The sequence below is a fragment of the Oceanobacillus sp. B139/18 genome, assembly GCF_055524595.1.
Genome location: NZ_JBVFXI010000001.1, coordinates 353,728 through 379,308 on the forward strand (window position 1 = coordinate 353,728; position 25,581 = coordinate 379,308).

Consider the following 25,581-nt stretch of genomic DNA (forward strand, 5'->3'; position numbering starts at 1 on the left):
AAAGTGAATGCGATGAGGCTGAATATAGCTGATCTTATGTTTTCCAATCAGGCGAGTATCAAGTCAAGAACACAGCAAGGCTCCCGTTTTGGTGATTTATTATTACAGCAATCAGGGTCACTACCTGCCAGGGGGGATATAAAAACCCCGCTTCAGCAAAATCAGAAGCAGCAGTTAGCAGATGTGTTTGAACAGGTAGGAGAATCACTTCCTGATGAAGTACTTGCTATTTTGAAAGATAATGATGTTTTGCAGGAAGAAATCGTTGCTTTGTTAATGGAAAATGCAGTAACTCAGCAAGAGAGTTCTTTAGAAAAAAATGGTGATCAGCAAAGATTACAGATAGAGAATCTGCTTAGCCAATATCTATCTTCAGCGCTTGCGGAGCACCCAGAAATATCCTCAATGGCAGATTTACAGCCTGCGATAGACATTTATAACGAAATAACCAAGCAGCTGCAAGGAATAGAACAAACTGCAGATATACATGATACATCCAGCTTATTAGCGCAATTGCTGCAGGATTGGGAGCAGTTTTTTAAAGAAAATCCTGAGATAGATAAACAGGAAGTGCTGGACGGTATTTACCAGCAAATGCAACATGCTGATTCCTCCATTTTTGAACAGACTGTACATCAAATGGCGTATCAAATGCTTGAAGCTGGCTTGCGGGAAGAAGAAATAAATGATGCTGACGACTTTGAAAATGTGGAAGTAATCAAGGCTTTGCAAGATTTTAATGAATTTATGCTGAGGGCCGATGGGGCAACAGCGGAGCAAATAGAAAAAAAGATAGATGATTTATTGATTGAAGCCGGTTTAATGACTGAAGAGCAGATGAAAGGCAGTTGGGTTGAGGCTGAACAAGCAGAGCAGCAAGCCAGAATACAACAATTCATCCAAGGTATAAGCCAGCAGCTCCAAATAGCAGATTCCTCCGTTTCTAGTCAGATAGTAAATCAAATTGCACATCAATTGCTGGCCGCCAACTTGCCAGAAGAACAAATGCTAAACAACCGTAAAGCAAATTCTGCGGTGGTCGAACAGACCGATAAAACCGGACTAGATGCAGAAGGATTACAGCGTGTGGAGGCTAGAATTGCAGGGTGGCTGCAATCCATTTTTAAAGAAGTATCTCCTGGAGTTATCAAGCAGAATAACGATGTCCAATTAGTCAGGCAGACAGCTAATGAAACAGGTTACCACCAGCCAGTAAAAGCGGAAGCTGAAGTTGTTCCTCGGATCGAGCCGAAAATGGCAGCCTGGCTGCAAACGTCATTCCAAGATGCATCGCCGGCTGTTTTTAAGCAGGATAGTCTTCCTATCTCCAAGATAGAACAATTTATTGTTCAGATGGGGCAGACAGATTCATCAAAAGGCCTATCAGGTAAAGAGCTGATCGAGAAAATTGAAACAATTGTACAAAGTCAGCGCCTGCAAAATTTTGTGCGGGGACAAAATCCCATCTCCATCCAATTGAGACCGGAGAACCTAGGTGATATGACGATACGTTTTATACAGACAAATGGAGAGTTGACAGTACAGATGCTTGTTTCTTCTAAAGCGGTGAAGGAAGTATTGGAATCGAATCTGCACCAGCTGAGAAATGTGTTTTCACCGCATCAGGTATCGGTTGAGAGGCAGGATAATGTGAATGCTTCGCAGACAGATGCATCGAAAAATGCGAAAGAAAATCAAAGTGAGCAGCATTCAGAGCACCAGGAAACAGCTTCTGACTCCAATGAACAGGATTCGTCTTCTGAAACAGAATCCTTTGAATCATTTATGGAGAAACTGCTATCGCAAAATATAGAGGAGCAAGTTTAATAATAACCACAGCTGCACAAAAACGTAGCCGGAATTTGAAAGGCGGTGACAACGATCACTTCTATAGATCCATCTTTATACTTAAGTAATCAGCCAAAAACAAGAGAGCCTTCTTCTGAACTGGGAAAAGACGAATTCTTAAAATTATTGATTGCCCAAATGCAAAACCAGAATCCGATGAATACGATGGATGAATCAGAATTTATAGCGCAAATGGCATCATTTTCTTCCCTGGAGCAAATGACGAATATGTCTAATTCGATGGAACTCTTAGTAAATAATCAGCTCGTATCTCCGGCTATTCAATATAGCCATATGATTGGAGAAACGGTAAATTATAGAACCTTTGATAAAGAGACCGGAAGAGAAACAGGTGTGGAATCAGGCAAAATTATTTCTGTATCTCAACAGGATGGATGGGCTGTTTTTCATTTAGAAAATGGCCAAAAAATCTATGCTGATACCGTTATTGAAGTAGGAGCATCCGGAGAAGAAACTGATAATGAATCAGAAAATGAGGTGACAGACCCTTCGGAAAATGAGGAGGGAGAAGAATAATGGTTCGCCCCATCCAACCAATCGTACCACCTATATCACAGGAACAGCATATACAAAAAGCGGCACCGAAAAAAGGAGCAATTTCCTTTAGAGATATTCTTCAAAACCAGCAAGAGCTGACAATCAGTAAGCATGCCGCAGAACGGATGCAAGAGCGGAATATCCAGCTTAGCAATCAAGAATGGCAGTCTATTCAAGAGAAAGTAAAAGAAGCAAAACAAAAAGGTGTAAAAGATGCATTGGTCGTAATTGATGGCAATGCAATGGTAGTCAGTGTCAAAAATAATACAGTGATTACAGCGCTAAACCAATCAGAAGCAGATAAAAAAGTATTTACCAATATTGATGGAACAATTTTATTGTAAAAAAGGCCGGACCCTTTATGGGAAGCCTATTGCCGCGGAATGACAGAAGCGGTCAAATGAAAATAAAAAGGGGAAATAATCATGTTACGTTCAATGTACGCAGGTATTTCAGGAATGAAAAATTCACAAACAAAATTAGATGTTATCGGTAATAATATTGCAAACGTGAATACATCAGGCTATAAGAAATCGAATATTAATTTTCAGGATATGCTGAGTCAGACAACCTCAGCAGCACAAGGACCGGGAAATGGACGTGGCGGGATTAATGCATCTCAAGTTGGTCTTGGTTCACAGGAAGGTGCCATTTCAAATACACATACTCCAGGTTCCAGACAAACAACGAATAATCCATTAGATTTTGCGATCCAAGGAGATGGGATGTTTGTCGTACAGGAGGGTGATACAAATTACTATACCCGCGCAGGCAACTTTTACTTAGACGCTGGCGGGAATATCGTTAATGCAAACGGATATTATTTACAGGCTGAAGGAGGAGGAAATCTTACCATTCCGGAAAATGCCGAGAGTTTCAGTGTGCAGCCGGATGGAACGGTCACCTATACGGATGCTAATGAGAATACAGAAGAAGTAGGACGAATCGCATTAGCGAAGTTTTCCAACCCAGCTGGATTGGAAAAAGTTGGTGGCAGCTTGTACGCCGCTACAAATAATGCTGGACTAGTTGGTACAGGTCTAGAAGGTCCGGGAGCAAATGGAACTGGTGAAATAATCAGCGGTGCATTGGAAATGTCCAACGTTGACTTATCCGAAGAGTTCACAGAAATGATTACAGCACAGCGTTCATTCCAGGCAAACACGAGAATAATTACAACGTCTGATGAAATTTTACAAGAGCTTGTTAATCTAAAACGATAAGCAAAGGGGGAAGGGGACTGACCTGAATGGACATCAGGTTAGTCCCGATAACGTATGATTCGATTAACCCGATTAAATAATGAACCTTTTGTTCTGAATGCTATCATGATTGAGCAGGTACAGGCATATGCCGATACAAGCATTTCTCTATTAAACGGAAAAAAGGTGTTTGTCAAAGAAAGCGAAGAAGAAATTATTGAAAAGGTAACAGCCTTTTATCACCAGATTGGGTTTCCCGCACTCCCGTTAAAGGCAGGTGAAAAGAATGAGTAAAATAGTAAAAATAGCTATGACATCTATTATTACATTACTTGTTGGCGTTGTAGCAACGCTTATTATCGTTATCTATGTTAATGAGCCGGAAGAAACTTCTGGAGAGCAATCGATTGATGATATGGTAAGCCATTCTTATGAAACGCCAGAGGTGACTACAGATATTAAGGACGACCGATATGTCCAGGTTCAATTTCAAGTTATTACAGATGATAATAAAGCAGTGGAAGAATTAGAAAAACGGGGCTTTCAAATTACGAATTTATTAATTAAAGAATTGGCCGTTATGGAAGTGGATGATTTTCAAACAGGTCTGGACGAGCTCGAGGATACATTGAAAACAGATTTAAATGAAATGATGACAGAAGGAACGGTTACCGAAGTATATACCATTAAGAAAATACTTCAATAGATTCTATCATGTCAGGAGGTGACCAAAGTTTATGGATGAGGTATTATCGCAAAATGAAATTGATGCCTTGCTTTCAGCGATAACATCAGGAGAAATGGATGCGGAAGAATTGAAAAAAGAAGAAGATGAAAAACGCATTCGTGTTTATGATTTTAAGAGAGCGTTACGTTTTTCAAAAGACCAGATACGCAGCATTTCAAGACTGCATGAGAATTATGCAAGGTTGCTGACAACTTTTTTTGCTACACAGCTCAGGACATACGTGAATATTAATGTTACCTCTGTCGATCAAGTGCCTTATGAGGAATTTATACGCTCTGTACCGAAGCCGACCGTACTTAATATTTATAGTTTGGAGCCATTAGATGGCAATTTAATCATGGAAATCAATCCCAATGTAGCATTTGCATTATTGGAACGATTACTTGGAGGAAAAGGTTCTACTGGTTCGAAAACAAGCAGTTTGACAGAAATTGAAAAGATTTTGCTCACACAATTATTTGAGAAAGCAGAAGTCAGCTTAAAGGAAGCTTGGTCATCTGTTGCAGATATCGAACCCATTTTAGAAGAATTCGAGGAGAATCCCCAATTTATGCAAATCGTTGCACCCACAGAAACGGTGGTAGTTGTTTCGTTAACCGCTATGATTGGAGAGGTATCCGGGATGATTAATATATGTATTCCGCATATTATCTTGGAGCCGATTATACCAAAGCTTTCTGCAAGCTATTGGATGCAGACGAATAAAAACAAAGATGAAAAAAGTCTGCAAAGAATGTCGAAGTATCTTCAAAATACCGATGTAGAAGTAAAAACTGTTCTGGGGGAAGCATCCATCAATATTGATGAATTTTTGAAGTTCTCTGTCGGCGATGTGATTGCGTTGGATCAAGCAATTGATGCACCATTAAAAATGGCTGTAAATGATGAATTTAAGTTTCTTGTACAGCCGGGAAAGTATCGGCATAAAATGTCTGTCCAAGTATTAGAGGAACTGAATGGGGTGATGGAAAATGATGAATGACGGCAAGCTGTCACAAGAAGAAATAGATGCCCTGCTTAAGGTGCCTGCAGATGAACAGGAGGATGACCAGCAGGAGCAGACGGCAGACGAAGCATTTTTAACAAGTATCGAAAAGGATGCCTTGGGGGAAATCGGTAATATTTCCTTTGGAAGCTCTGCTACTACACTGTCTACACTGTTAAACCAGAAGGTAGAAATTACTACACCGGCTGTCACGGTGATTGGCAAGGATCAATTAGAAGAAGAAGTTACATTTAAACCTGTGAGTGTTCAAGTTAATTACATAGAAGGCTTTACTGGCAATAATGTGTTTTTCATTAAATCAGAGGATGCGGCAGTAATCGCAGATATCATGCTTGGCGGAGACGGGACAAACCCGGATAAAGAACTGAACGAAATGCACCTAAGTGCCGTTCAAGAAGCCATGAATCAGATGATGGGAGCAGCTGCTACCAGCATGTCTACTGTATTTAATAAGAAAATAGATATTTCACCGCCTGAGATTATTCATGGACTGGAAAATCAAAAAAAAGAAGGTTTATTTAAAGACGAAGTGTACGTTAAAGTATTTTTCAAGTTAATGGTTGGAGATTTAATAGATTCCAATATGGTACAGCTGGTTCCGTTGGATTTTGCTAAAGAATTAGTACACCAATTAATGAATCCGGCTCCTGAAACTAAAGAAGAGCCTTCTGTCAAAGAGGAACCAGAAACAGCAGTAAGTCAGACTGCAGCAAGTGTAAATACGCATTCAGCAGTTGCTGCTGCGCCGGTAACTGAAGAGAAACAGGCTGAACAAGAACAACCTGTCAGGCCTGCTGGAAATACAGGAACTACGAATCAAAAAGATGATGAGATTTTAGGAAGACCAAGCTCCCAGGAAGCGGATGTCCAGGAAGCAGCATTTTCTGAATTCGAGCAGGCTCCGCTCAATTATCAAGGGCAGCGGAATTTAGATATGTTAATGGATATTCCATTAAGAGTCACTGTGGAATTGGGCAGGACAAAGCAGTCTATCAAGGAAATATTAGAACTGGGAGCCGGCTCTATTATTGAATTAGATAAACTGGCGGGAGAACCTGTAGATATTCTGGTAAATGAAAAATTAGTTGCTGAAGGAGAAGTCGTAGTTATTGACGAAAACTTTGGGGTTCGTGTAACAGATATCGTCAGTCAGCATGATAGAATCCAGCATTTAAGAAAATAGATATGCATAATTAGGTATATTGAAGGAGAGAGAAAAAATGGGCCAAAAGATTTTAATAGTAGATGATGCAGCTTTTATGAGAATGATGATCAAGGATATTTTAACAAAGAATGATTTTGAAGTGGTTGGAGAAGCACAGGACGGCAACGAAGCTGTTGAAAAATATAAGGAACTTCAGCCTGATTTAGTAACAATGGATATTACGATGCCGGAAAAAGATGGATTAGCAGCATTAAAAGAAATTCTTCAGGTTAATTCAAATGCAAAAGTCATTATGTGTTCAGCTATGGGACAGCAGGCAATGGTTATTGATGCTATCCAGGCCGGAGCAAAAGACTTTATTGTTAAACCATTCCAAGCAGATCGTGTCATTGAAGCAATTCAAAAAGCACTCGGCTAAATAGACTTCAATTTAAAAAGTGAGTTGACGAGATTGAAGAAGCAATTATGGCGTATATATGCGTTGGGGGCAGGGATTCTATTATTTCTGCTGCTCCCAATCAGCGTAGGCGCAGAAGCAAATGTGTTAGACTGCCTCGAAAATGAAGAGGAGTGTAATGAAGAAGAAGTAAATTTAAATAATGAACAGCCGGATGTAAACGATGAAGATACAATCATAGACAATAACAATGAATTTTTAGTGGAGGACGAAGCTTCTAATTCATCCATGGGCTGGCAGATTGTGCGTCTGGTTATTGGTCTGGCACTCGTATTAGGTTTAGTTTATGTCGTATTAAAGTTTTTAGGAAAGAGAAACGGGTTTAATCAGCAGCCGGGTCTCTTAAGAAATGTAGGCGGAGTATCTGTCGGAGCAAATAAATCTGTTCAAATTATCCGTGCAGGAAACAAATATTATCTTATTGGCGTTGGAGATAATGTGGAGCTTTTAGAGGAAATCGATGATCCAGAAACAATAGAACAGTTACTTGATCAGTCAGCAGAGAAGGGTTCAGATCCATTATCATTCTTTTCAAGAGAAAAAAATGACAATGGGAAGAAAGCGTCTGGCAAGTCTTTTGATCAATTACTTACCAGAGAGCTGAAATCGATTCGTAAAAATCGCCAGAATCTAATTAATAAGCATAAGGACGATTCAAATGAATGATTTTATAGATATCTTTTCTAGCTCTGACCCGACGAATATAGCCACCTCTGTGAGGCTCCTGTTATTATTAACGATTTTTTCCTTAGCTCCGGGAATTTTAATTTTAATGACGAGCTTTACACGGATTATTATTGTTTTATCCTTTGTACGTACATCATTAGCTACGCAGCAGATGCCCCCAAATCAGGTACTCATCGGTATTGCTTTGTTTATGACGTTCTTTATCATGGCTCCTACCTTTTCGGAAGTCTATGAACAAGGATTATCTCCGCTTTTTGAAGAGGAGATAACGTTGGATGAAGCATATGAAAATGCAAGTGTTCCGTTAAAAGAATTTATGGCGCAGCATACAAGGCAGAAGGATTTGCAATTATTCTTGAGTTATACAGAGGCAGAACCGCCGGAAACGGTACAGGATATTCCGTTAACCACTTTAGTCCCTGCATTTGCAATCAGTGAATTAAAGACGGCATTTCAGATGGGCTTTATGATTTTTATTCCATTTTTAATTATTGATATGGCTGTCGCAAGTATCTTAATGTCCATGGGGATGATGATGCTGCCGCCGGTAATGATTTCATTGCCATTTAAAATATTATTATTTGTGTTGGTTGATGGGTGGTATTTGATTACGCAGTCACTGCTCGGTGGTTTCTAGTAGAACCGTATTGAAAGTGGTATTGGAAGTGGAAGGAGTATAATTAATGAGTAGTGAATTAGTATTAACCCTGGCTGAACGGGGAATCTTTACAATTTTATTAATAACGGTTCCTGTATTGCTGCTGGCTTTGGCCGTAGGTTTACTTGTAAGTATTTTTCAGGCAACAACACAAATTCAAGAACAGACACTTGCATTTATTCCAAAAATTTTGGCGGTACTACTTGGTCTCGTATTTTTTGGACCTTGGATGTTAACAACCATTGTTGAATTTACTTCCAGTCTATATATGAATATTAACCAATACATAGGGTAGATCTGATGATTGAAATGATAAATTGGAACCTTGTTCCTGCGTTCATGTTAATATTTGTCCGGATTATGGCTTTCTTTGTCATTATGCCTCTATTCTCTTATCGGTCTGTTCCTGTTCAATTTAAAATAGGAATCAGTTTTTTTCTGACACTCATTTTAATTCCTACGGTAGATATCAGTAATGTTGCGCTGAATGATTTATATTTATTCCTGCTGTTTAAGGAAGCTCTCATTGGAATTTGTATCGGATTGATTGCTTTTATTCTTGTTTCAGCTATTCAGGTTGCCGGGGGATTTGTTGATTTTCAAATGGGATTTGCGATTGCCAATGTGATAGATCCGCAAACTGGGGCGCAAAGTCCGTTGACAGGCCAGTATTTCTATATTATTGCTCTGCTATTTCTATTATCCGTAGATGGCCATCATATGATTTTGAATGGGATGATGAACAGTTTCACATATATCCCTTTAGATCAATTTATTCCATTTGGAGAGGAAAGCATTGTTGAACTTGTGCTGACAACGTTTAACACAATGTTTCTGATTGCTTTCCAAATCGCAGTACCCATTGTAGGCTGTTTGTTTTTAGTGGATGTTGCCTTAGGGATTGTGGCTCGGACAGTACCGCAGATGAATGTGTTTGTCGTTGGGCTGCCATTAAAAATCCTTGTCAGCTTTGTAGCAATTCTTGTATTTCTAGCACTTTACATCGGCTTGCTGCAATCTGTTTTTGAAGCAATGTTCCGTGTAATGGAGCAGTTAATGGCTTTATTTGGAGGTGTTTAATGTGAAATTGACATTAGACTTACAATTTTTTGCAGGGGAAAAAACAGAAAAAGCAACTCCAAAGAAAAGACAGGACGAACGTAAAAAAGGACGTGTTGCCAAAAGTCAGGATATCAATACAGCTGTCCTGCTGCTCGGCTGCTTTATCGGATTGTTTGTTTTTGGCGGTTATATTCTGGAATATATGACGAGCTTTTACAGAAAATCATTTACAGAATACATTCATTGGGATGTGACGAATCACTCGGTTCAAATGATGTTTAATGATTCGTTCCTTCAAGCGGTTTTAATGGTTGCCCCAATTATGGTGATAGCCGTTATTTCCGGTGTAGCTGCAAATCTGCTTCAGGTCAAATTTCTGTTTTCAACAGAGCCGTTAAAGTTCGATTTGAAAAAAATTGACCCGATTAAGGGAGCTAAGAGGATTTTTTCTATTCGGGCATTAGTGGAATTTTTGAAATCATTATTGAAGATCGCCTTGGTTGGGACGGTCACATTTACCGTCATTTGGATGAATAAAGATCAGATGCTGATGACTGCATTTTTAGATGCTGAAGGAGCGTTGGGCTTTTTTGCACGGGTTACTACCATCATGGCATTCTCGGCTATTGCTTTATTGATTTTTTTAGGAGTGCTAGATTATTTATACCAAAAATACGATTTTGAAAAAAACATTCGGATGTCCAAGCAAGACATTAAAGACGAGTATAAAAATGTCGAAGGGGATCCGTTAATTAAATCAAAAATGAAAGAAAAACAAAGACAGATAGCAACCCGAAGAATGATGAGCGAGGTTCCGGGAGCGGATGTCATTATTACCAACCCGACCCACTATGCCATTGCCATTAAATATGATGAAGCAAAGGCAGAAGCACCATTTGTTATTGCGAAAGGGACGGACAGCATTGCACAGCGCATCAAGGAAATTGCGAATGAACATCATGTACAAATGGTAGAGAATCGTTCATTGGCAAGAGCGCTGTATGCTGCAACTGAAATCGGCGAAGTTATTCCGGAAGAATACTTTCAGCCTGTAGCAGAGGTTCTTGCATATGTATATCAAATGGAGAAAAAAGCGTAAGAAGTTAGGAGAGAATGGAAATGAAATTCCGGGATATTGCGGTTCTCATAGGCGTTATACTGGTTATTGTTATGCTGGTTATCCCGTTGCCTGGAGAATTTTTAAGTCTTCTCATATTAATTAATATAATACTTGCATTGGTTGTTATTTTAGTAGCCATGAATACCACGGAACCATTGCAATTTTCCGTATTTCCAACACTGATTTTGTTGTTGACATTATTTCGGTTAGCTTTAAATGTGTCCACAACCCGTGCCATTCTCTCGGAAGGTAATGCAGGAGGAGTTGTAGAAACATTCGGCTCCTTTGTAATTGGAAATAACCCTTTAGTCGGGTTTGTTGTATTTATTATTTTAGTTATTATCAATTTTATTGTTATTACCAAAGGGGCAGAACGTGTATCGGAAGTTGCTGCCAGGTTCTCCCTCGATGGGATGCCCGGGAAGCAGATGAGTGTCGATGCGGATTTAAATGCCGGTTTAATTACAGAGAGCCAGGCGAAAGAACGGCGGGAAAAAATTGAAAATGAAGCCGACTTTCATGGATCCATGGACGGGGCAAGTAAATTCGTTAAAGGAGATGCTATCGCCGGGATTGTCATCGTTCTGATCAATGTACTTTTCGGAATGATTATCGGGGTGGCTCAAATGGGCTTGTCTTTGTCAGAGTCCGTTGAATTATTTACACGTCTTACTGTTGGGGACGGACTGGTCAGTCAAATACCTGCTTTGCTTATTTCAACGGCAACAGGGATTGTCGTTACAAGGTCTGCCCGGGGAAGTAATTTAAGTTCGGATGTAACAGGTCAGCTGCTGCAATTTCCGAAGCTTTTATATATCGCAGCAGGAACAATCTTTCTGCTTGGTCTGACTCCAATCAACTTTTTCTTAACGACGCTTCTGGCCGCTTTTTTAGCCTTCAGCGGGTACTGGATGGAGAAGAAAAGTGTGGAGCCGGAACAAGTTACTGAGGAAGAGGAAGAAGAAACCGAATCGACCGCTCTCAAACAGCAGGAAAATGTGGTCAGCCTCTTGAATATGGATCCGATTGAATTTGAATTTGGCTATGGATTAATTCCTTTAGCGGATACATCCCAGGGAGGAGACTTGCTGGACAGGGTCATTATGATACGGAGACAGCTGGCCATTGAGCTTGGACTCGTAATACCTGTAGTAAGAATCAGGGATAATATCCAGCTGCAGCCGAATGAATATCAATTAAAGATAAAAGGAGACAAGGTTGCCAGCGGTGAATTAATGCTGGATCATTATTTGGCGATGGCTCCCGACTTTTTAGAGGATGATATAGAAGGAATTGATACAAAAGAGCCTGCATTTGGGCTGCCTGCAAAATGGATAAGTGAAAATGTAAAAGACGAAGCGGAATTATCCGGTTATACGGTCGTTGATCCTCCTTCTGTTGTATCGACTCACCTGACAGAAGTGATTAAAAAACATGCATTTGAGCTCTTGGGAAGAGAGGAAACAAAACAGCTGATTGATCACTTAAAAGAAACAAATCCGATTTTAGTCGAGGAAGTAACCCCGGAACCATTGTCCGTCGGCGATGTTCAAAAAGTACTGTCGAAGCTTTTAAGAGAAGGTGTATCTATCCGGAATCTGCCGGTAATCTTTGAAACATTAGCTGATTTTGCCAGATTGACTAATGATACAGATGTGCTGGGAGAATACGTCAGACAAGGGTTAGCATCACAAATCACAAAAAGCTTTGTAAAAGATGATAATGCGTTGAAGGTGATTACGATATCCGGAAAGATTGAAAAAGCAATTGCTGACCATGTTCAACAGACAGAGCACGGCAATTACTTAGCGTTAGACCCGGATCAGCAGCAGGAAATTGTGCAGGCGATTCATAAGGAAGCGGAAAAAGTATCCCTTCAGGAAGAAACAACGATTATTATATGCTCGCCGGCGGTGCGGATGTATTTAAAACAATTGTTAGACAGGTTCTTACCTCAAGTTGTTGTATTATCATACAATGAACTAGAACCGAATGTGGAGGTACAAAGTGTTGGGGTGGTGAATATCGCATGAAGATAAAGAAATATAAAGCGCCGTCTATGCCGGAAGTAATGAAGCAGGTAAGGAAAGATTTTGGCACAGACGCAGTTATTTTACAATCCAGGCAAATTAAATCAGGCGGCATGTTGGGGCTTTTTAAAAAGAATTATATAGAGGTAGTTGCCGGCTATGATCCGGAACCGGTTCAGCCTGTTAAAAAAGCAACTGTCAAAAAAGAAGCTCCTGCACTGCAAAAGGAGAAGACTCCGGAAGCGGCAGCAGATGTTTCTTATTCTAAAGAACTGGAACAGGTTTATAAACTCCTGGAAGCGCAGAACAGACAGCTCCAGCTCAGGTTAACGCCGGATGAACAGCTGATATATGACCGCCTGACAGCGCAGGAGGTTCTTCCTGATATTGCTTTGGAGCTCATCAAGGAAGGGGGAAATCAGACTGCTGTCCTCCAGCAAAGAATCCATGAAGAAATAGAAAAGCGCTTGGAAGGGCTGCAATTAGGCTTTACATATCACCATAAAGTGATTCAATTTGTCGGCCCGACTGGTGTAGGAAAAACAACTACGATTGCAAAAATCGCCGCCCGCATGCAGCTGACAGAAAATAAAAGAATTGCGTTTATCACACTGGATACGTACCGGATAGCAGCAGTTGAGCAGCTGAAAACATATGCAAAGATTCTTCATATACCTGTACATGTAGCGTATAACAAGCAGGAATACCATCAGTATATCGCGGAGCTGCAGGATTATGATGTGATTTTAGTAGATACAGCCGGAAGAAATTATCGGGATGAAACTTACTTGAAAGATATGGCGGACTGGATAAGCCCTGGAGAAGTAACAAATTATCTCGTATTATCAATGACGGCAAAACCGAAAGATTTTCTGGATATTTACGGAAAGTTTACAGCAATCGGTGTTCATGGGCTTATCTTGACAAAATTAGATGAGACAGAGCAATACGGAAATATTTTGAATGCTGCATTTCATTATCCTGACATCCGGATTGGCTATATGACAAATGGGCAGGATGTTCCCGAGGACATGCTGAGTCCAACATTAAATCAGCTTAGCCGTTATATAATAGGTGATGAACAATGAGCTATGACCAGGCTGAACAGCTCCGAAACCGGCTATCCCCTGAAAGGACAGCAAAAACGATTGCTGTTTGCAGCGGAAAAGGCGGTGTAGGAAAATCAAATTTCACACTTAATTTTTCGATGAAACTTGCACAGGAGAATCATAAAATCCTGGTATTTGATTTAGATGTAGGAATGGGAAATATCGATTTACTCCTTGGTATGCAGACAGACTATTCTATTGCCGATGTTTTAAATAATAAAATTTCCATTCAGGACGCCATTGTAAAAAGTCCTTATGGCATAGATTATATTCCCGGAGGTTCTGGCCTGCACGATTTCTTAGAAATTAATGAGCATAAGAAAGCTATTTTTTATCAAGGGCTGGAAAAGGTATGGCGAGAATATGATTATGTGTTATTTGATATGGGTGCTGGTGTGACAGAGACTTCATTATTTTTTATTTTGGCAGCAGATGAATGTTTTATTGTCACTACGCCTGAACCGACGTCCATTACGGATGCATATGGAATGGTGAAGCATATATTATCTAATCAGCCGGATATGCCAATCTATACTATTTTAAATCGTTCAAGGAATAAAACAGAGGGCAGCAATATTCTCGGTAATTTCCACACGGTTATTCGCCGCTTTCTGGACGCAGAGGCTCGAAGATTAGGTTGTATTCCAGAAGACGGAAATATAATGAAAGCTGTCATGCATCAAAAACCGTATACCAAGTTATATCCGAAAACGAAGGCTTCCAAAGCAATGGAGTCGATCCTGCAAATGTACGTAAATGACACAAACAAAACGGTACGTAAATCTGGCAGTTTCATAGAACGGATAAAACATTTCATGAAGGGGTGAAGAAATGACTCTAATTAATGTTCTTGTCGTAGATGATTCTGCATTTATGAGAAAAATGATTTCTGAGATTTTAACAGAGGATGGCAGATTTCATGTAGTTGGAACTGCCGTACATGGCGAAGATGGGGTAAATAAAGTAAAAAAGCTGCATCCGGATGTCGTAACCATGGATGTCCAAATGCCGAAGCTGGATGGTTTAGGAGCTTTAAAACAGATTATGGAGGAATGTCCTGTTCCTGTGGTCATGCTGTCCAGTGAAACAAGAAAAGGCGCTGATTATACCATCCAGGCTATTTCGACAGGTGCGGTTGACTTTATTACAAAGCCGTCCGGAGCGATTTCATTAGATATAAAAAAGGTAGAAAAAGAAATATGCGACAAGGTCTATACAGCAGCAACCGTAAAAGTACATAAAAAAATAAATGGAGCAGCGCAGCATGTGCCGATAGAACGTATACAGCAGCCATTGACAATGCCTGCGAAGCCCTCTCTTTCCTCCAAAAAAATGGTTGCCATCGGAACGTCTACTGGAGGCCCGAGAGCGCTGCAGAAAGTCATTACCGCTTTACCGAAAGATCTTGGTATTCCTGTTGCTGTTGTACAGCATATGCCTCCTGGATTTACTGCGTCTCTGGCAGAACGGTTAAATCAAATTAGCCGGTTGACTGTTAAAGAAGCGGAACATGGAGAATTAATGAAAAAGGGAACGGTCTACATCGCGCCGGGCGGATACCATATGGAAGTGAAAAGCAGCGGCATGGCATTAATGATTTCATTAAATCAACAACCGCTGGATAATGGTCATCGTCCGTCCGTCAATACATTATTCCGCTCTCTGTGTTCTCTTAAGAATTATCAGATTGTAACCTGCGTCTTAACAGGGATGGGGAATGACGGTACGCTTGGCTTAAAAGCATTGAAAAAAGCAAATTCTCATGTCGTTTCACTTGCAGAGACAGAAGAGACAGCTATTGTATATGGAATGCCGAAGTCTATTATCAATGAGGGGCTAGCTGATTATCAAGTGCCATTAAATCAAATGGCTAGCCAGCTGAGCAATCTTGTTAAATAACAAATAACCGGAAGGGAAAGATTGGCATGACACAAGAACAGTTAACTCCAGAAAGATTAGAAAAAACAATCATTTTTGATTTGAATGGCAGTGAGTATGGGTTGCCGGTGAACTTTGTAGAGTCTATTGAAACATCCTTGCCTATTACACGCGTCCCGCACGAAAAAAATTATATTAAAGGTGTGATTAATCTTAGAGGGAAGATTATTCCTGTCATTGATTTGCGCATTCGGCTGGAAGAAGAGCCGGAGCATAACAAGGAAGAAGATCAGATAATCATCACCAAGATTGATGAGACACAAGTTGGGTTGATTATAGACAATGCAAATGATGTGCTAGACATCCCGGTTGATCTTTTGGAAAATCCTCCGGAAACCATTGGCACTGTAAAAAAAGAATACATCCATTCTATTGCTCATCTGGATAATCGGCTGATTGTATTATTAGATATTTATAAATTATTAAATTTAGAAGAAATAAAAACAAAAGAATTGGATGATCAATGATGGATGTTTTCCAATTAACGAGCTTTCAGAAGGATATTTTGAAAGAAATAGGGAATATAGGTGCTGGAAACGCTGCAACCTCCTTATCACAGCTGTTGGGTCATAAAATAGATATGCTGGTTCCTAATGTGGAGATTGCTGATTTTAACGAAGTCATTGAATTGGTTGGCGGACCGGAACAGCCTATTGTCGGATTGATGTTTCAGGTGGAAGGGGAAATAACGGGTGTAATGGCTATTGTCGTTGATATTGAAGAAGCAGAGTATCTGGTACAAAAGCTGACGCATAATCCGGAATTTCGATTATCAGAAGAGACGGATGGAATAGAATTAGAGATTGCTATGTCTGCATTAAGTGAAATAGGAAATATTTTGACCGGGTCGTATCTTACCGCGCTTTCTGACTTTACTGGTATGAATCTGCAGCCTTCTGTTCCACATCTGGGAATCGATATGGCTGGTGCTATTATGACAATGGGCTTATTAGAAATTTCTCAGGTAACAGATTATGCAATTATTATTGATACGGAAATAAGGCAAGAGGAACGAGGCCATGAACAGATTAGAGGGAATTTCCTTTTTATTCCTGATCCAGAATCTTTTCAAAAGCTCTTTGCCAAATTAGGATGGTCTTAAGATGAGTATAACGAAAACAATTGTAAATGTCGGTATTGCAGATACGAAAATTGTTCGATCCCCTAATACGATTCGAACGCTGGGGCTTGGCTCTTGTATTGGAACGGTATTATACGATGAAAGGCGTGGAATAGCTGGATTGTCTCATATTTTATTGCCTGACTCCAGCCAAGCAAGAGCCGGCAGTATAAGTGAGATGAAATATGCAGATACAGCCATCCCGCAGCTGTTAGAAATGCTTCAGGAACAGGGAGCCAGAAATATGAAAGCAAAAATGGCCGGGGGAGCGCAAATGTTTCAGGTTGGTAAAGGAACAAGCTTTATGCGGATTGGTGATAAGAATATAGAAGCAGTCCAGGACGCGCTTCGAAAATTAAATATTAAAGTTGTTTCCTCAGATGTAGGCGGTAATTTGGGGAGAACGATTGAGTTTGATCCAGTAACGTCCAAGCTTTCCATCAGAAAACGTAATCAGAATGTCTTTACAATTTAACCGATTTGAAAGGAGTGTGTCATCGTGAGTTCATTAGAGCCTTCACAAGAACAAATTTTATGGAAGCATTGGATGACCAGTCAAGATAATGAAGCAGCAAATCTACTCATTGAGAACTACATGTATCTTGTTTCCTTTCATACGGAAAGAATTGTAAGTCAATTGCCTAATCGTGTGGATCGTGAAGAAATCCGCAGCTATGGCTTGCTGGGTCTGTATGATGCATTGCACAAATTTGAGCTGAAACGTGATTTGAAATTTGATACATATGCCTCATTTCGAATTAAAGGTTCGATCATGGATGGATTAAGAAAAGAAGATTGGCTGCCACGTTCGATTCGTGAGAAAACAAAAAAGGTGGAGCAGGCAAGTGAGATTTTTGAGCAAAAAAATCAACGGGAAGCACAGCCGGAGGATATTGCCGAAATGACAGGAATGCCTATTCAGGACGTCGAAATAACATTACGGGATATGGTACTGAGCAACATGCTTTCTATTGAAGATAAACCAAAGGGGCAGGAGAATGACCTGAAAGAAGGTATTGGCTACAATGTATCAGATAAACCGGAGCTCAGGCCAGAAGAAAGGCTTATCCAAGAAGAGTGGAAGGACGAATTAATAGAAGGAATCAAGTCATTAAATGAAAAAGAACAGCTTGTTATCAGTCTTTTTTATCAAGAGGAATTAACCTTTACAGAGATTGGACAAGTATTGGAATTAACGACTTCCCGTATTTCACAAATCCATAAGCGAAGCATTGCAAAATTACGCTCAACGCTGCAAAAAATCACCCAGGTTTAATATGAGCATGTATGGAAGGGAAAAAATATGTCAACATTACTATGGATGATCAGCTTTTTACTACATGGCATTTCAATATTAGCTATTTATTTATTATTAAAGAACAGGCAGAATGCTAATGGTAATAAACAAGCAGAAAATGTACTGAAAGAGACTTTGGAAGAAATAAGGAAAGAGAACAGAATGCTGCAAAGACTTCTGGAAGAGGATAAACAGCCTGACAAAAGTCCTGTAAAGCATGACAGCATAAAAAAGTATCCTCCTTTCCCCCCTGCAGAGAAGAAGAAAGAGGGAGCTGCGATGACAGAGAAAGAAACGCAGCCTATAGAGGATTTTCAACCTGCTGCTTATCAAGATGAAGTAGAAACATCCTTGGAAGCCAAAATACTGCAGCTTCACACAAACGGAGAAACAATAGACGATATAGCTAAAAAGTTAAACTGTGGAAAAACAGAAGCTGAAATAATTATCAAAATGCATCAAAAAAAGTCGTAGAAATCACTTGCCTCCTTGGAGAGGTTGTGGTATAGTAACCTTTGGTGTAAATAGTCTATCTATGATTAGTTAGCTAAAAATCACACGCATTTGGATTTATAAGGTTGGTGCTGATATACAGTGTTCTTATAAAGAAGATAAATGCGGAGGAATAAAACCAATTAGGAGGAATTTATTATGGCAGCAATTTCAATGAAACAATTGCTAGAAGCTGGTGTACACTTTGGTCACCAAACACGTCGTTGGAACCCGAAAATGAAAAAATACATTTTTACGGAGCGTAACGGCATCTACATCATCGACTTACAAAAAACAGTTAAAAAAGTGGATGAAGCATATAACTACGTGAAGGAAATCGCAGCAAACGGCGGTACAGTACTTTTCGTAGGTACAAAAAAACAAGCTCAAGATTCTGTACGTGACGAAGCAGTGCGTTCAGGCATGTACTATGTTAACCAACGCTGGTTAGGTGGAACATTAACAAACTTCCAAACAATCCGCAAACGTATTAACCGTTTGAAAGATATTGAGAAAATGGAAGAAGACGGTACTTTCGAAGTACTTCCTAAAAAAGAAGTAGTAAACTTATTAAAAGAAAAAGATCGTCTTGTTAAATTCTTAGGCGGAATCAAAGAAATGAAAAAACTTCCAGATGCATTATTTGTAATCGATCCTCGTAAAGAGCGTATCGCAATTGCAGAAGCACACAAACTAAACATTCCGATTATCGGAATCGTTGATACAAACTGTGATCCGGATGAAATCGATTATGTAATCCCTGCAAACGATGATGCAATCCGTGCAGTAAAACTTCTTACTTCAAAAATGGCAGATGCTATTCTAGAAGTAAAACAAGGTGAAGAAACAGAAGAACCTGTTTCTGAACAAGACCAATTAGAAGCAGAAGTTGCTGAAGAAGCTGCTTCCCAAGAGTAATCTTTTAAAAGGTGAGGGTGATAAGAGGATAGAAGCCTTTTATCACCCTTTTTTCAGGAAAGAAGAAGGAATAACAAAAATTAACGTTTTTTAGGAGGAATTAACATGGCAGTAACTGCTAAAATGGTTAAAGAATTACGTGAAAAAACAGGTGCTGGAATGATGGATTGTAAAAAAGCACTGACAGAAACAAATGGAGATATGGAGCAGGCAATTGATTTTCTACGTGAAAAAGGAATGGCGAAAGCTGCTAAAAAAGCGGATCGTGTTGCTGCAGAAGGATTAACGCATATTGAATTAGACGGAAACAGAGCTGCAATTATTGAAGTAAACTGTGAAACAGACTTCGTTACAAAGAACGATCAGTTCAAGCAATTGCTTTCTGACCTTGGAAAACACATTGTGAAAAATAATCCTGAAACTGTTGAAGAAGCTTTACAACAGCCATTTTTAGATGGTTCTGAAACAGTTGACGCAGCAATCACTACAGTGGTTTCTAAAATTGGAGAAAAAATCTCACTTCGCCGCTTCACTGTATTAGAAAAAACAGATAATGATGCTTTTGGTGCATACCTTCATATGGGCGGACGTATCGGCGTGCTTTCATTGTTAGAAGGTACAACAGACGAAGAAGTAGCGAAAGATGTTGCAATGCATGTAGCAGCTATCAACCCTCGTTATGTATCCCGTGATGAAGTTGCTGAAGAAGAAGTGAACAGCGAGCGTGAAGTGCTTAAAACACAAGCATTAAACGAAGGAAAACCAGAAAACATCGTTGAAAAAATGGTAGAAGGCCGTCTAGGTAAATTCTTCGAAGAAATCGTTCTTTTAGAACAAAGCTTTGTAAAAGATCCAGACCAAAAAGTGAAAAAATATGTTGGAGATAAAGGTGCTTCTGTAAAAGCATTTATTCGCTATGAAGTAGGCGAAGGAATGGAAAAACGTGAAGATAACTTCGCGGAAGAAGTAATGAGCCAAATCAAAAAATAAGTTGTGCAAATTAGGGGACATTAATTTGTTCCCTTCTTTGTAGGGGTTTTTCAAAAGGCCGAGTGAAAACTGAAAAGTTTAATTCGTCCTTTTGAGTATCCTCTTATAGCTATATATTGTAAATATATTTTTTCTCTGGAGGTTATTATGACGACAGCACATTATAATAGAGTTGTGTTAAAATTAAGTGGAGAGGCATTAAGTGGAGAAGAAGGATACGGAATCTCACCTAAAATCATTCATTCCATTTCAGAACAGGTTAAAGAAATTGTAGAGCTTGGTGTAGAGGTTGCTGTAGTAGTCGGCGGCGGTAACATCTGGCGTGGTAAAGTAGGATCAGAAATGGGCATGGATAGAGCTTCAGCTGATTATATGGGGATGCTTGCAACAATTATGAATTCTCTTGCTTTACAGGACGGTCTGGAAACGATTGGTGTACAGACCAGAGTACAGACATCCATTGAAATGAGACAGGTTGCTGAACCATACATACGGCGGAAAGCGATTCGCCATCTGGAGAAAAAGCGTGTTGTTATTTTTGCTGCTGGTACTGGAAATCCTTATTTTTCTACAGATACAACAGCTGCATTACGGGCTGCAGAAATTGAAGCAGAAGTGATTTTAATGGCTAAAAACAACGTGGACGGCGTTTATACAGATGACCCTAAAATCAACAAAGAAGCAAAGAAATATGATTCACTCACTTATTTAGAAATGTTAAATGAAGGATTAGGTGTAATGGATTCTACCGCTTCTTCATTATGTATGGATAATGACCTGCCGCTGATTGTCTTCTCTATTATGGAAGAAGGTAATATTAAACGAGTTGTGCAAGGTGAAAATATCGGAACAACGATAAGGGGGAACTAAACATGTCAGAATCAGTGATAAAAGATACGAAGGAAAAAATGGAACAGGCTGTTCAAGCTTTCTCAAGAAATCTAGCCTCTGTTCGTGCTGGACGTGCCAATCCAAGTCTATTAGATACGGTTTATGTTGATTATTATGGTGCTTCTACACCGCTGAACCAACTAGCTCAGGTAGGTGCTCCAGAAGCAAGACTGCTGACCGTTACTCCATACGATAAGTCAGCAATTGGTGATATTGATAAAGCAATTCAAAAAGCGGACTTGGGACTTTCTCCATCAAATGATGGAAACATCATCCGCATCAATATTCCTGCTCTTACCCAAGAAAGAAGAAAAGACTTGGTTAAAGTAGTAGGGAAATATGCAGAAGAAGCTCGTGTACAAATTAGAAATCTTCGCCGCCAGGCAAATGACCAGCTTAAAAAAGCTGAAAAAAATGGTGATATGACAGAAGACGATTTAAGAGCATTTCAAGACGATGTTCAAGAAACAACAGACGCGTATATTAAGCAAATTGAAGATTTAGCAAAAACCAAAGAAAATGAAATTATGGAAGTGTGATAGGGGATACATGCCTTCTATCTATCTTAACAGCACAAACCCTGGCAAAATATATTTTGTTTAAAGGTGACAGTTTTCTGCTAACGTAGTAAGATGCCATTAAGCCCTCTTATTAAAGGGGGTTTTTGTATTAATGTTACTGGCTATCATGCACTTATATATGAGTGGATAAAAAAGACTTCCGCATCCGCTGTATGTCGCGGTTAACGGAAAATCCTTTTCTAAATGTGTCATGTTATCATATTTAAAAAAACAGTCGATTTCATACATGTTAAACGAAATACAGTCATATTATTTATTGGCATGGTCATGCCTTTCATCCCTTGTTCTTCGAAAAAAGATGAAGAGGGTTATGAACAAACAACCATTCGGGGGACGGAAAATGTCTATTAAAATTCCTTTTTTATCAAAACAACCAAAAGAATCGGATTCACTTTCTGAAGAGAATGCTCCCAATCATGTTGCTATTATCATGGATGGGAATGGCAGATGGGCACAAAAACGGGGATTACCCAGGTTTGCTGGTCATAAAGAGGGTGTATCTACGGTGAATAAAATCGTTAAAACCGCTGTGAAAGCAAATGTGAAGGTTTTAACGCTTTATACTTTTTCAACAGAAAACTGGAAACGGCCAAAACAAGAAGTGGAATATATTTTAAAACTTCCAAAAGAGTTTTTGCATGTATATTTACCAAGCTTAATGGAAAATAATGTTCGTATCCAAACGATAGGCGATTTTCAGGCATTGCCGAGCCACACACAGGAAGCAGTAAACTATGCAAAAGAAAAAACAAAGCATAATGATGGTCTTATTTTAAACTTTGCCCTTAATTACGGCGGCCGATACGAGATTTTAAAAGCAGTCAAGCAAATCGTAACGGAAGTAAAAGAAGATGATATCGATATGAGCAGCTTAGATGAAGAAACCTTTTCAAAATATTTATATACAACAGGTGTCTCTGACCCGGACCTGTTAATACGTACTGGCGGCGAATGCCGTTTAAGTAATTTTATGCTTTGGCAAATGGCGTATACAGAGTTTTGGTTTACAGATAAACTATGGCCGGAGTTTACAGAAGAAACATTCTATGAAGCATTACTTGCATATCAGCATCGGAAAAGACGATATGGAGGTATATAAGGTGATGATGATTTAATGAAGCAACGAACGATAACAGCAATTATAGCTCTGCTTGTATTTGTGCCGATTATTATTATTGGCGGTTTGCCATTTACTATTTTTGTCTATTTGCTAGCGACGATTGGGATAGTTGAATTAATGCGGATGCGCCATCCTGATAAGATTTTTTTTCCGTATGTTTTATCAGCTTTACTGACGTGGGTTATTTTACTGCCTAATGAATTACTGGCTGATATTGAATGGCTGACGAAGTATGAATTGATTTCTATCTTTATTTTTGTTTTATTGGCGTATACCGTGCTTGTAAAAAATGAGTTTACTTTTGATCAGGTAGGCTTTGTTGTTCTTGCGGCGTTTTATGTTGGTTTAGGATTCTTTTATTTGCTGCAGACTAGAGATGGAGAAAATGCGCTGAGAAATATTTTATTTGCATTTTGCATTATTTGGGCAACGGATACAGGAGCCTATTTATTTGGACGCAAACTGGGAAAACATAAATTATGGCCGACTATCAGCCCGAAAAAGACCGTTGAAGGCGCGCTGGGAGGTATTTTTGTAGCTGTAGTTGTAGCTGTGATTTTTCACCTGATAGCACCATTTGAGCAATCCTGGTTGACATTGATTATTGTTACGATGATAGCTTCTGCCTTTGGACAAATCGGTGATTTGGTTGAATCTGCCTTTAAACGTGTGTATCATGTAAAGGATTCCGGGAATATTCTTCCTGGACACGGCGGCATTTTAGATCGCTTTGACAGCATGCTTTTTGTTTTTCCATTACTGCATTTTATTCACTTTTTTTAACAAATAGAAGCGAATATTGTAGAATTGGTAAAGTAAGCTGACTTATTGAATATACTAGGTGAAGAGCTTTCTTTTGGCTAATACATAACAAAATTACATTATCGGACAAGTTAGCATATACGTTATTCTTGTCCCGGCACATACATGTATAGTTCCTGCTGAAGGATACTATATGTATGAGAAATAAATGATTGTTATGTGAACTTGTTGCGGAGAATCAAATGGTTAAATACTCCCTAACAACCTCTTTCTACCTTTATAAAAAAGGAAGGTGCTGTCATGACAACGGTTATTGCGTTTATATTGATGTTTGGTTTGCTCGTTTCCATCCATGAGTGGGGCCACCTGATTTTTGCAAAAAGAGCGGGCATGCTTGTCCGTGAATTTGCAATTGGCTTCGGGCCCAAAATATTGTCATTCACAAAAAATGAGACACTTTATACAATCCGGTTAATTCCGGCGGGCGGATATGTCCGTGTTGCTGGAGATGACCCGGAAATTGTGGAGTTAAAACCAGGGCATCATATTGCGCTTGATTTTAACAGAGATGGAAAAGTATCTAAAATTATTGTAAATAACAAATCAAAGCATCCAAATGCCCGCACGATTGAAGTAGAGAAGGTCGACCTTGATCATAAGCTGTATATCGAAGGCTATGAATTGGATGACGAAGAGACAAAGCTACATTTCGATGTCGATCCGAAAGCGATGTTTATCGTGGATGAGCAGGAAACACAGATTGCTCCTTTCGATAGACAATTTGCATCTAAAACGGTCGGACAGCGTGCCATGCAGCTTTTTGCCGGTCCAATGATGAACTTTGTCCTTGCTATCTTTATCTTCCTGCTTATGGGGATGATTCAAGGCGTTCCGGTAGAGGAAGCACAAATGGGTGAGGTTCAACCGGAAAGCCCGGCAGAAGAAGCGGGGCTGCAGGAAAATGATGTTATTACACAAATAGGAGACCAATCTGTCTCAACATGGGATCAGTTTACGGATATTGTCCGTGAAAACCCGGATGAGGAATTAGATTTGGTTATATCCAGAGGTGACACAGAGGAAGAATTGACGGTTGTCCCAGCTGAAGTGGAGACCGTGGACGATAAAGGGGACCCAATTCATATCGGACAAATCGGTGTAACTCCGGCTTATGAAAAAAATATCCTTGGAACATTAGCATTTGGATTTGAGACAACTTATGAAACGTCGAAGCTTATACTTAACAATTTGGTCATGTTAGTTACGGGCCAGCTTTCCATTGATGTGCTATCAGGACCCGTAGGAATTTATGATGCGACAGATCAGGTTGTTCAATCTGGCTTTACAAACTTTTTAATGTGGACAGCGATGTTGAGTATTAATTTAGGAATTATTAATTTAGTTCCTCTGCCAGCATTAGATGGCGGCCGTTTAATGTTTGTCGGACTGGAAGCCGTCAGAGGAAAACCGATAGCTCCAGAAAAAGAAGGAGTCTTCCATTTTGTCGGGTTTGCCCTCTTGATGCTCTTAATGATTGTTGTCACATGGAATGACATTCAGCGATTATTCTTGTAAAATAAAATAGTAAATCCAATAGGTTACCCTTGTCGGTTTATAGACAAGGGTTTCGTGTTTTTAATTAATAGAGGAGGTTCGAAAAGTCCAATAAAAATGACACTGCGATTAAAGGAACTTCTGCTAAAACCGCCCACGTCCTGTGAGCAACGTAGAAGTCACCACATCCTGTGAAAGTCCGTACGTAAAAAGCTCGTCGCCTTGAACTTTCAACGCACAAATGTTTTCGATGGAACGAGTAACCGCA

30 protein-coding genes are annotated in these 25,581 nt (G+C 39.6%); all 30 read left to right on the forward strand.

Annotation, left to right across the window (positions count from 1 at the left end):
• Positions 1 to 12 precede the first annotated feature (12 nt).
• Entirely contained in the window at positions 13 to 1,827 is a 1,815-nt protein-coding gene (locus ACZSMY_RS01670) for a flagellar hook-length control protein FliK (protein WP_246528978.1), read from the forward strand.
• A gap of 45 nt (positions 1,828 to 1,872) precedes the next feature.
• On the forward strand, positions 1,873 to 2,385 hold the full coding sequence (gene flgD / locus ACZSMY_RS01675) for a flagellar hook assembly protein FlgD (RefSeq protein ID WP_319022576.1): 513 nt from the start codon (positions 1,873 to 1,875) through the stop codon (positions 2,383 to 2,385).
• A complete protein-coding gene (locus ACZSMY_RS01680) occupies positions 2,385 to 2,750 on the forward strand; it encodes a TIGR02530 family flagellar biosynthesis protein (RefSeq protein WP_042535026.1) in 366 nt (121 codons plus the stop codon). The genes flgD and ACZSMY_RS01680 overlap by 1 nt, the downstream gene beginning before the upstream one ends.
• 81 nt (positions 2,751 to 2,831) lie before the next feature.
• Positions 2,832 to 3,629 (forward strand): flagellar basal body rod protein FlgG, encoded by a 798-nt coding sequence (gene flgG, locus ACZSMY_RS01685; protein ID WP_042535024.1) that lies wholly within the window; start codon positions 2,832 to 2,834, stop codon positions 3,627 to 3,629.
• Between the two features lie 54 nt (positions 3,630 to 3,683).
• On the forward strand, positions 3,684 to 3,902 hold the full coding sequence (locus tag ACZSMY_RS01690) for a flagellar FlbD family protein (RefSeq protein ID WP_040980122.1): 219 nt from the start codon (positions 3,684 to 3,686) through the stop codon (positions 3,900 to 3,902).
• Positions 3,895 to 4,314, forward strand: coding sequence for a flagellar basal body-associated protein FliL (gene fliL, locus ACZSMY_RS01695; RefSeq protein ID WP_042535022.1), 420 nt, complete (start codon positions 3,895 to 3,897; stop codon positions 4,312 to 4,314). The genes ACZSMY_RS01690 and fliL overlap by 8 nt, the downstream gene beginning before the upstream one ends.
• A gap of 31 nt (positions 4,315 to 4,345) precedes the next feature.
• Positions 4,346 to 5,338, forward strand: a complete 993-nt coding sequence (gene fliM, locus ACZSMY_RS01700) for a flagellar motor switch protein FliM (RefSeq protein ID WP_042535021.1) — start codon at positions 4,346 to 4,348, stop codon at positions 5,336 to 5,338.
• Positions 5,328 to 6,545 carry a flagellar motor switch phosphatase FliY gene (fliY, locus tag ACZSMY_RS01705; protein ID WP_465147426.1) on the forward strand — a complete coding sequence of 406 codons (1,218 nt, stop codon included), beginning with the start codon at positions 5,328 to 5,330 and terminating at the stop codon, positions 6,543 to 6,545. Before fliM ends, fliY begins: the two co-directional genes overlap by 11 nt.
• Positions 6,546 to 6,582: 37 nt before the next feature.
• Complete coding sequence (locus ACZSMY_RS01710) at positions 6,583 to 6,945, forward strand: response regulator (protein WP_042535016.1); 363 nt, start codon at positions 6,583 to 6,585, stop codon at positions 6,943 to 6,945.
• Between the two features lie 33 nt (positions 6,946 to 6,978).
• Positions 6,979 to 7,650 (forward strand): flagellar biosynthetic protein FliO, encoded by a 672-nt coding sequence (fliO, locus tag ACZSMY_RS01715; protein ID WP_052485095.1) that lies wholly within the window; start codon positions 6,979 to 6,981, stop codon positions 7,648 to 7,650.
• A complete protein-coding gene (fliP, locus tag ACZSMY_RS01720) occupies positions 7,643 to 8,308 on the forward strand; it encodes a flagellar type III secretion system pore protein FliP (protein WP_042535014.1) in 666 nt (221 codons plus the stop codon). Before fliO ends, fliP begins: the two co-directional genes overlap by 8 nt.
• 46 nt (positions 8,309 to 8,354) lie before the next feature.
• On the forward strand, positions 8,355 to 8,624 hold the full coding sequence (gene fliQ / locus ACZSMY_RS01725) for a flagellar biosynthesis protein FliQ (RefSeq protein WP_042535012.1): 270 nt from the start codon (positions 8,355 to 8,357) through the stop codon (positions 8,622 to 8,624).
• A gap of 5 nt (positions 8,625 to 8,629) precedes the next feature.
• Positions 8,630 to 9,409 (forward strand): flagellar biosynthetic protein FliR, encoded by a 780-nt coding sequence (gene fliR / locus ACZSMY_RS01730; RefSeq protein WP_212928510.1) that lies wholly within the window; start codon positions 8,630 to 8,632, stop codon positions 9,407 to 9,409.
• 1 nt (position 9,410) lies between these two features.
• On the forward strand, positions 9,411 to 10,490 hold the full coding sequence (flhB, locus tag ACZSMY_RS01735; RefSeq protein WP_289584567.1) for a flagellar biosynthesis protein FlhB: 1,080 nt from the start codon (positions 9,411 to 9,413) through the stop codon (positions 10,488 to 10,490).
• 20 nt (positions 10,491 to 10,510) lie between these two features.
• Positions 10,511 to 12,544 (forward strand): flagellar biosynthesis protein FlhA, encoded by a 2,034-nt coding sequence (flhA, locus tag ACZSMY_RS01740; protein ID WP_465147427.1) that lies wholly within the window; start codon positions 10,511 to 10,513, stop codon positions 12,542 to 12,544.
• Entirely contained in the window at positions 12,541 to 13,629 is a 1,089-nt protein-coding gene (flhF, locus tag ACZSMY_RS01745) for a flagellar biosynthesis protein FlhF (protein WP_042535004.1), read from the forward strand. Before flhA ends, flhF begins: the two co-directional genes overlap by 4 nt.
• Positions 13,626 to 14,477 (forward strand): MinD/ParA family protein, encoded by an 852-nt coding sequence (locus ACZSMY_RS01750; protein ID WP_042535002.1) that lies wholly within the window; start codon positions 13,626 to 13,628, stop codon positions 14,475 to 14,477. Before flhF ends, ACZSMY_RS01750 begins: the two co-directional genes overlap by 4 nt.
• A gap of 4 nt (positions 14,478 to 14,481) precedes the next feature.
• The gene (locus ACZSMY_RS01755; protein ID WP_332093766.1) at positions 14,482 to 15,549 is read left to right on the forward strand and encodes a protein-glutamate methylesterase/protein-glutamine glutaminase; all 1,068 of its coding nucleotides are present in this window, start codon (positions 14,482 to 14,484) and stop codon (positions 15,547 to 15,549) included.
• Positions 15,550 to 15,575: 26 nt separating this feature from the next.
• Positions 15,576 to 16,055: a chemotaxis protein CheW gene (locus tag ACZSMY_RS01760; protein ID WP_042535000.1), complete on the forward strand. Its 480-nt coding sequence runs from the start codon at positions 15,576 to 15,578 to the stop codon at positions 16,053 to 16,055.
• Positions 16,052 to 16,690, forward strand: a complete 639-nt coding sequence (locus tag ACZSMY_RS01765; protein ID WP_042534999.1) for a chemotaxis protein CheC — start codon at positions 16,052 to 16,054, stop codon at positions 16,688 to 16,690. Before ACZSMY_RS01760 ends, ACZSMY_RS01765 begins: the two co-directional genes overlap by 4 nt.
• 1 nt (position 16,691) lies before the next feature.
• Entirely contained in the window at positions 16,692 to 17,183 is a 492-nt protein-coding gene (locus ACZSMY_RS01770; RefSeq protein ID WP_042534998.1) for a chemotaxis protein CheD, read from the forward strand.
• 24 nt (positions 17,184 to 17,207) lie between these two features.
• Complete coding sequence (locus ACZSMY_RS01775) at positions 17,208 to 17,984, forward strand: FliA/WhiG family RNA polymerase sigma factor (RefSeq protein ID WP_042534997.1); 777 nt, start codon at positions 17,208 to 17,210, stop codon at positions 17,982 to 17,984.
• Positions 17,985 to 18,011: 27 nt separating this feature from the next.
• The gene (locus ACZSMY_RS01780) at positions 18,012 to 18,479 is read left to right on the forward strand and encodes a DUF6115 domain-containing protein (RefSeq protein ID WP_042534996.1); all 468 of its coding nucleotides are present in this window, start codon (positions 18,012 to 18,014) and stop codon (positions 18,477 to 18,479) included.
• A gap of 177 nt (positions 18,480 to 18,656) precedes the next feature.
• Positions 18,657 to 19,415, forward strand: a complete 759-nt coding sequence (rpsB, locus tag ACZSMY_RS01785; protein WP_042534995.1) for a 30S ribosomal protein S2 — start codon at positions 18,657 to 18,659, stop codon at positions 19,413 to 19,415.
• Positions 19,416 to 19,520: 105 nt separating this feature from the next.
• Complete coding sequence (gene tsf / locus ACZSMY_RS01790; RefSeq protein ID WP_042534994.1) at positions 19,521 to 20,405, forward strand: translation elongation factor Ts; 885 nt, start codon at positions 19,521 to 19,523, stop codon at positions 20,403 to 20,405.
• A gap of 147 nt (positions 20,406 to 20,552) precedes the next feature.
• A complete protein-coding gene (gene pyrH / locus ACZSMY_RS01795) occupies positions 20,553 to 21,275 on the forward strand; it encodes a UMP kinase (protein ID WP_042534993.1) in 723 nt (240 codons plus the stop codon).
• Between the two features lie 2 nt (positions 21,276 to 21,277).
• A complete protein-coding gene (gene frr / locus ACZSMY_RS01800; protein ID WP_042534992.1) occupies positions 21,278 to 21,835 on the forward strand; it encodes a ribosome recycling factor in 558 nt (185 codons plus the stop codon).
• Between the two features lie 382 nt (positions 21,836 to 22,217).
• Positions 22,218 to 22,976, forward strand: coding sequence for an isoprenyl transferase (locus ACZSMY_RS01805; RefSeq protein ID WP_193064980.1), 759 nt, complete (start codon positions 22,218 to 22,220; stop codon positions 22,974 to 22,976).
• A 15-nt stretch (positions 22,977 to 22,991) separates the two neighbouring features.
• Positions 22,992 to 23,780: a phosphatidate cytidylyltransferase gene (locus tag ACZSMY_RS01810; RefSeq protein WP_465147428.1), complete on the forward strand. Its 789-nt coding sequence runs from the start codon at positions 22,992 to 22,994 to the stop codon at positions 23,778 to 23,780.
• A gap of 279 nt (positions 23,781 to 24,059) precedes the next feature.
• A complete protein-coding gene (rseP, locus tag ACZSMY_RS01815; RefSeq protein WP_289584568.1) occupies positions 24,060 to 25,334 on the forward strand; it encodes an RIP metalloprotease RseP in 1,275 nt (424 codons plus the stop codon).
• The last annotated feature ends 247 nt before the right edge of the window (positions 25,335 to 25,581 follow it).

Bases quoted from the DNA above. Each gene is read 5' to 3' on its own strand.
- fliP (WP_042535014.1), top strand. From the start codon at position 7,643: ATGAATGATTTTATAGATATCTTTTCTAGCTCTGACCCGACGAATATA.
- ACZSMY_RS01810 (WP_465147428.1), top strand. From the start codon at position 22,992: ATGAAGCAACGAACGATAACAGCAATTATAGCTCTGCTTGTATTTGTG.
- fliQ (WP_042535012.1), top strand. From the start codon at position 8,355: ATGAGTAGTGAATTAGTATTAACCCTGGCTGAACGGGGAATCTTTACA.
- ACZSMY_RS01710 (WP_042535016.1), top strand. From the start codon at position 6,583: ATGGGCCAAAAGATTTTAATAGTAGATGATGCAGCTTTTATGAGAATG.
- ACZSMY_RS01690 (WP_040980122.1), top strand. From the start codon at position 3,684: ATGATTCGATTAACCCGATTAAATAATGAACCTTTTGTTCTGAATGCT.
- fliM (WP_042535021.1), top strand. From the start codon at position 4,346: ATGGATGAGGTATTATCGCAAAATGAAATTGATGCCTTGCTTTCAGCG.
- ACZSMY_RS01780 (WP_042534996.1), top strand. From the start codon at position 18,012: ATGTCAACATTACTATGGATGATCAGCTTTTTACTACATGGCATTTCA.
- rseP (WP_289584568.1), top strand. From the start codon at position 24,060: ATGACAACGGTTATTGCGTTTATATTGATGTTTGGTTTGCTCGTTTCC.
- flgG (WP_042535024.1), top strand. From the start codon at position 2,832: ATGTTACGTTCAATGTACGCAGGTATTTCAGGAATGAAAAATTCACAA.
- ACZSMY_RS01805 (WP_193064980.1), top strand. From the start codon at position 22,218: ATGTCTATTAAAATTCCTTTTTTATCAAAACAACCAAAAGAATCGGAT.
- frr (WP_042534992.1), top strand. From the start codon at position 21,278: ATGTCAGAATCAGTGATAAAAGATACGAAGGAAAAAATGGAACAGGCT.
- ACZSMY_RS01680 (WP_042535026.1), top strand. From the start codon at position 2,385: ATGGTTCGCCCCATCCAACCAATCGTACCACCTATATCACAGGAACAG.
- flhA (WP_465147427.1), top strand. From the start codon at position 10,511: ATGAAATTCCGGGATATTGCGGTTCTCATAGGCGTTATACTGGTTATT.
- fliL (WP_042535022.1), top strand. From the start codon at position 3,895: ATGAGTAAAATAGTAAAAATAGCTATGACATCTATTATTACATTACTT.
- ACZSMY_RS01765 (WP_042534999.1), top strand. From the start codon at position 16,052: ATGATGGATGTTTTCCAATTAACGAGCTTTCAGAAGGATATTTTGAAA.
- ACZSMY_RS01770 (WP_042534998.1), top strand. From the start codon at position 16,692: ATGAGTATAACGAAAACAATTGTAAATGTCGGTATTGCAGATACGAAA.
- tsf (WP_042534994.1), top strand. From the start codon at position 19,521: ATGGCAGTAACTGCTAAAATGGTTAAAGAATTACGTGAAAAAACAGGT.
- ACZSMY_RS01750 (WP_042535002.1), top strand. From the start codon at position 13,626: ATGAGCTATGACCAGGCTGAACAGCTCCGAAACCGGCTATCCCCTGAA.
- ACZSMY_RS01670 (WP_246528978.1), top strand. From the start codon at position 13: ATGAGGCTGAATATAGCTGATCTTATGTTTTCCAATCAGGCGAGTATC.
- ACZSMY_RS01760 (WP_042535000.1), top strand. From the start codon at position 15,576: ATGACACAAGAACAGTTAACTCCAGAAAGATTAGAAAAAACAATCATT.
- fliR (WP_212928510.1), top strand. From the start codon at position 8,630: ATGATTGAAATGATAAATTGGAACCTTGTTCCTGCGTTCATGTTAATA.
- pyrH (WP_042534993.1), top strand. From the start codon at position 20,553: ATGACGACAGCACATTATAATAGAGTTGTGTTAAAATTAAGTGGAGAG.
- flhF (WP_042535004.1), top strand. From the start codon at position 12,541: ATGAAGATAAAGAAATATAAAGCGCCGTCTATGCCGGAAGTAATGAAG.
- ACZSMY_RS01755 (WP_332093766.1), top strand. From the start codon at position 14,482: ATGACTCTAATTAATGTTCTTGTCGTAGATGATTCTGCATTTATGAGA.
- fliY (WP_465147426.1), top strand. From the start codon at position 5,328: ATGATGAATGACGGCAAGCTGTCACAAGAAGAAATAGATGCCCTGCTT.
- rpsB (WP_042534995.1), top strand. From the start codon at position 18,657: ATGGCAGCAATTTCAATGAAACAATTGCTAGAAGCTGGTGTACACTTT.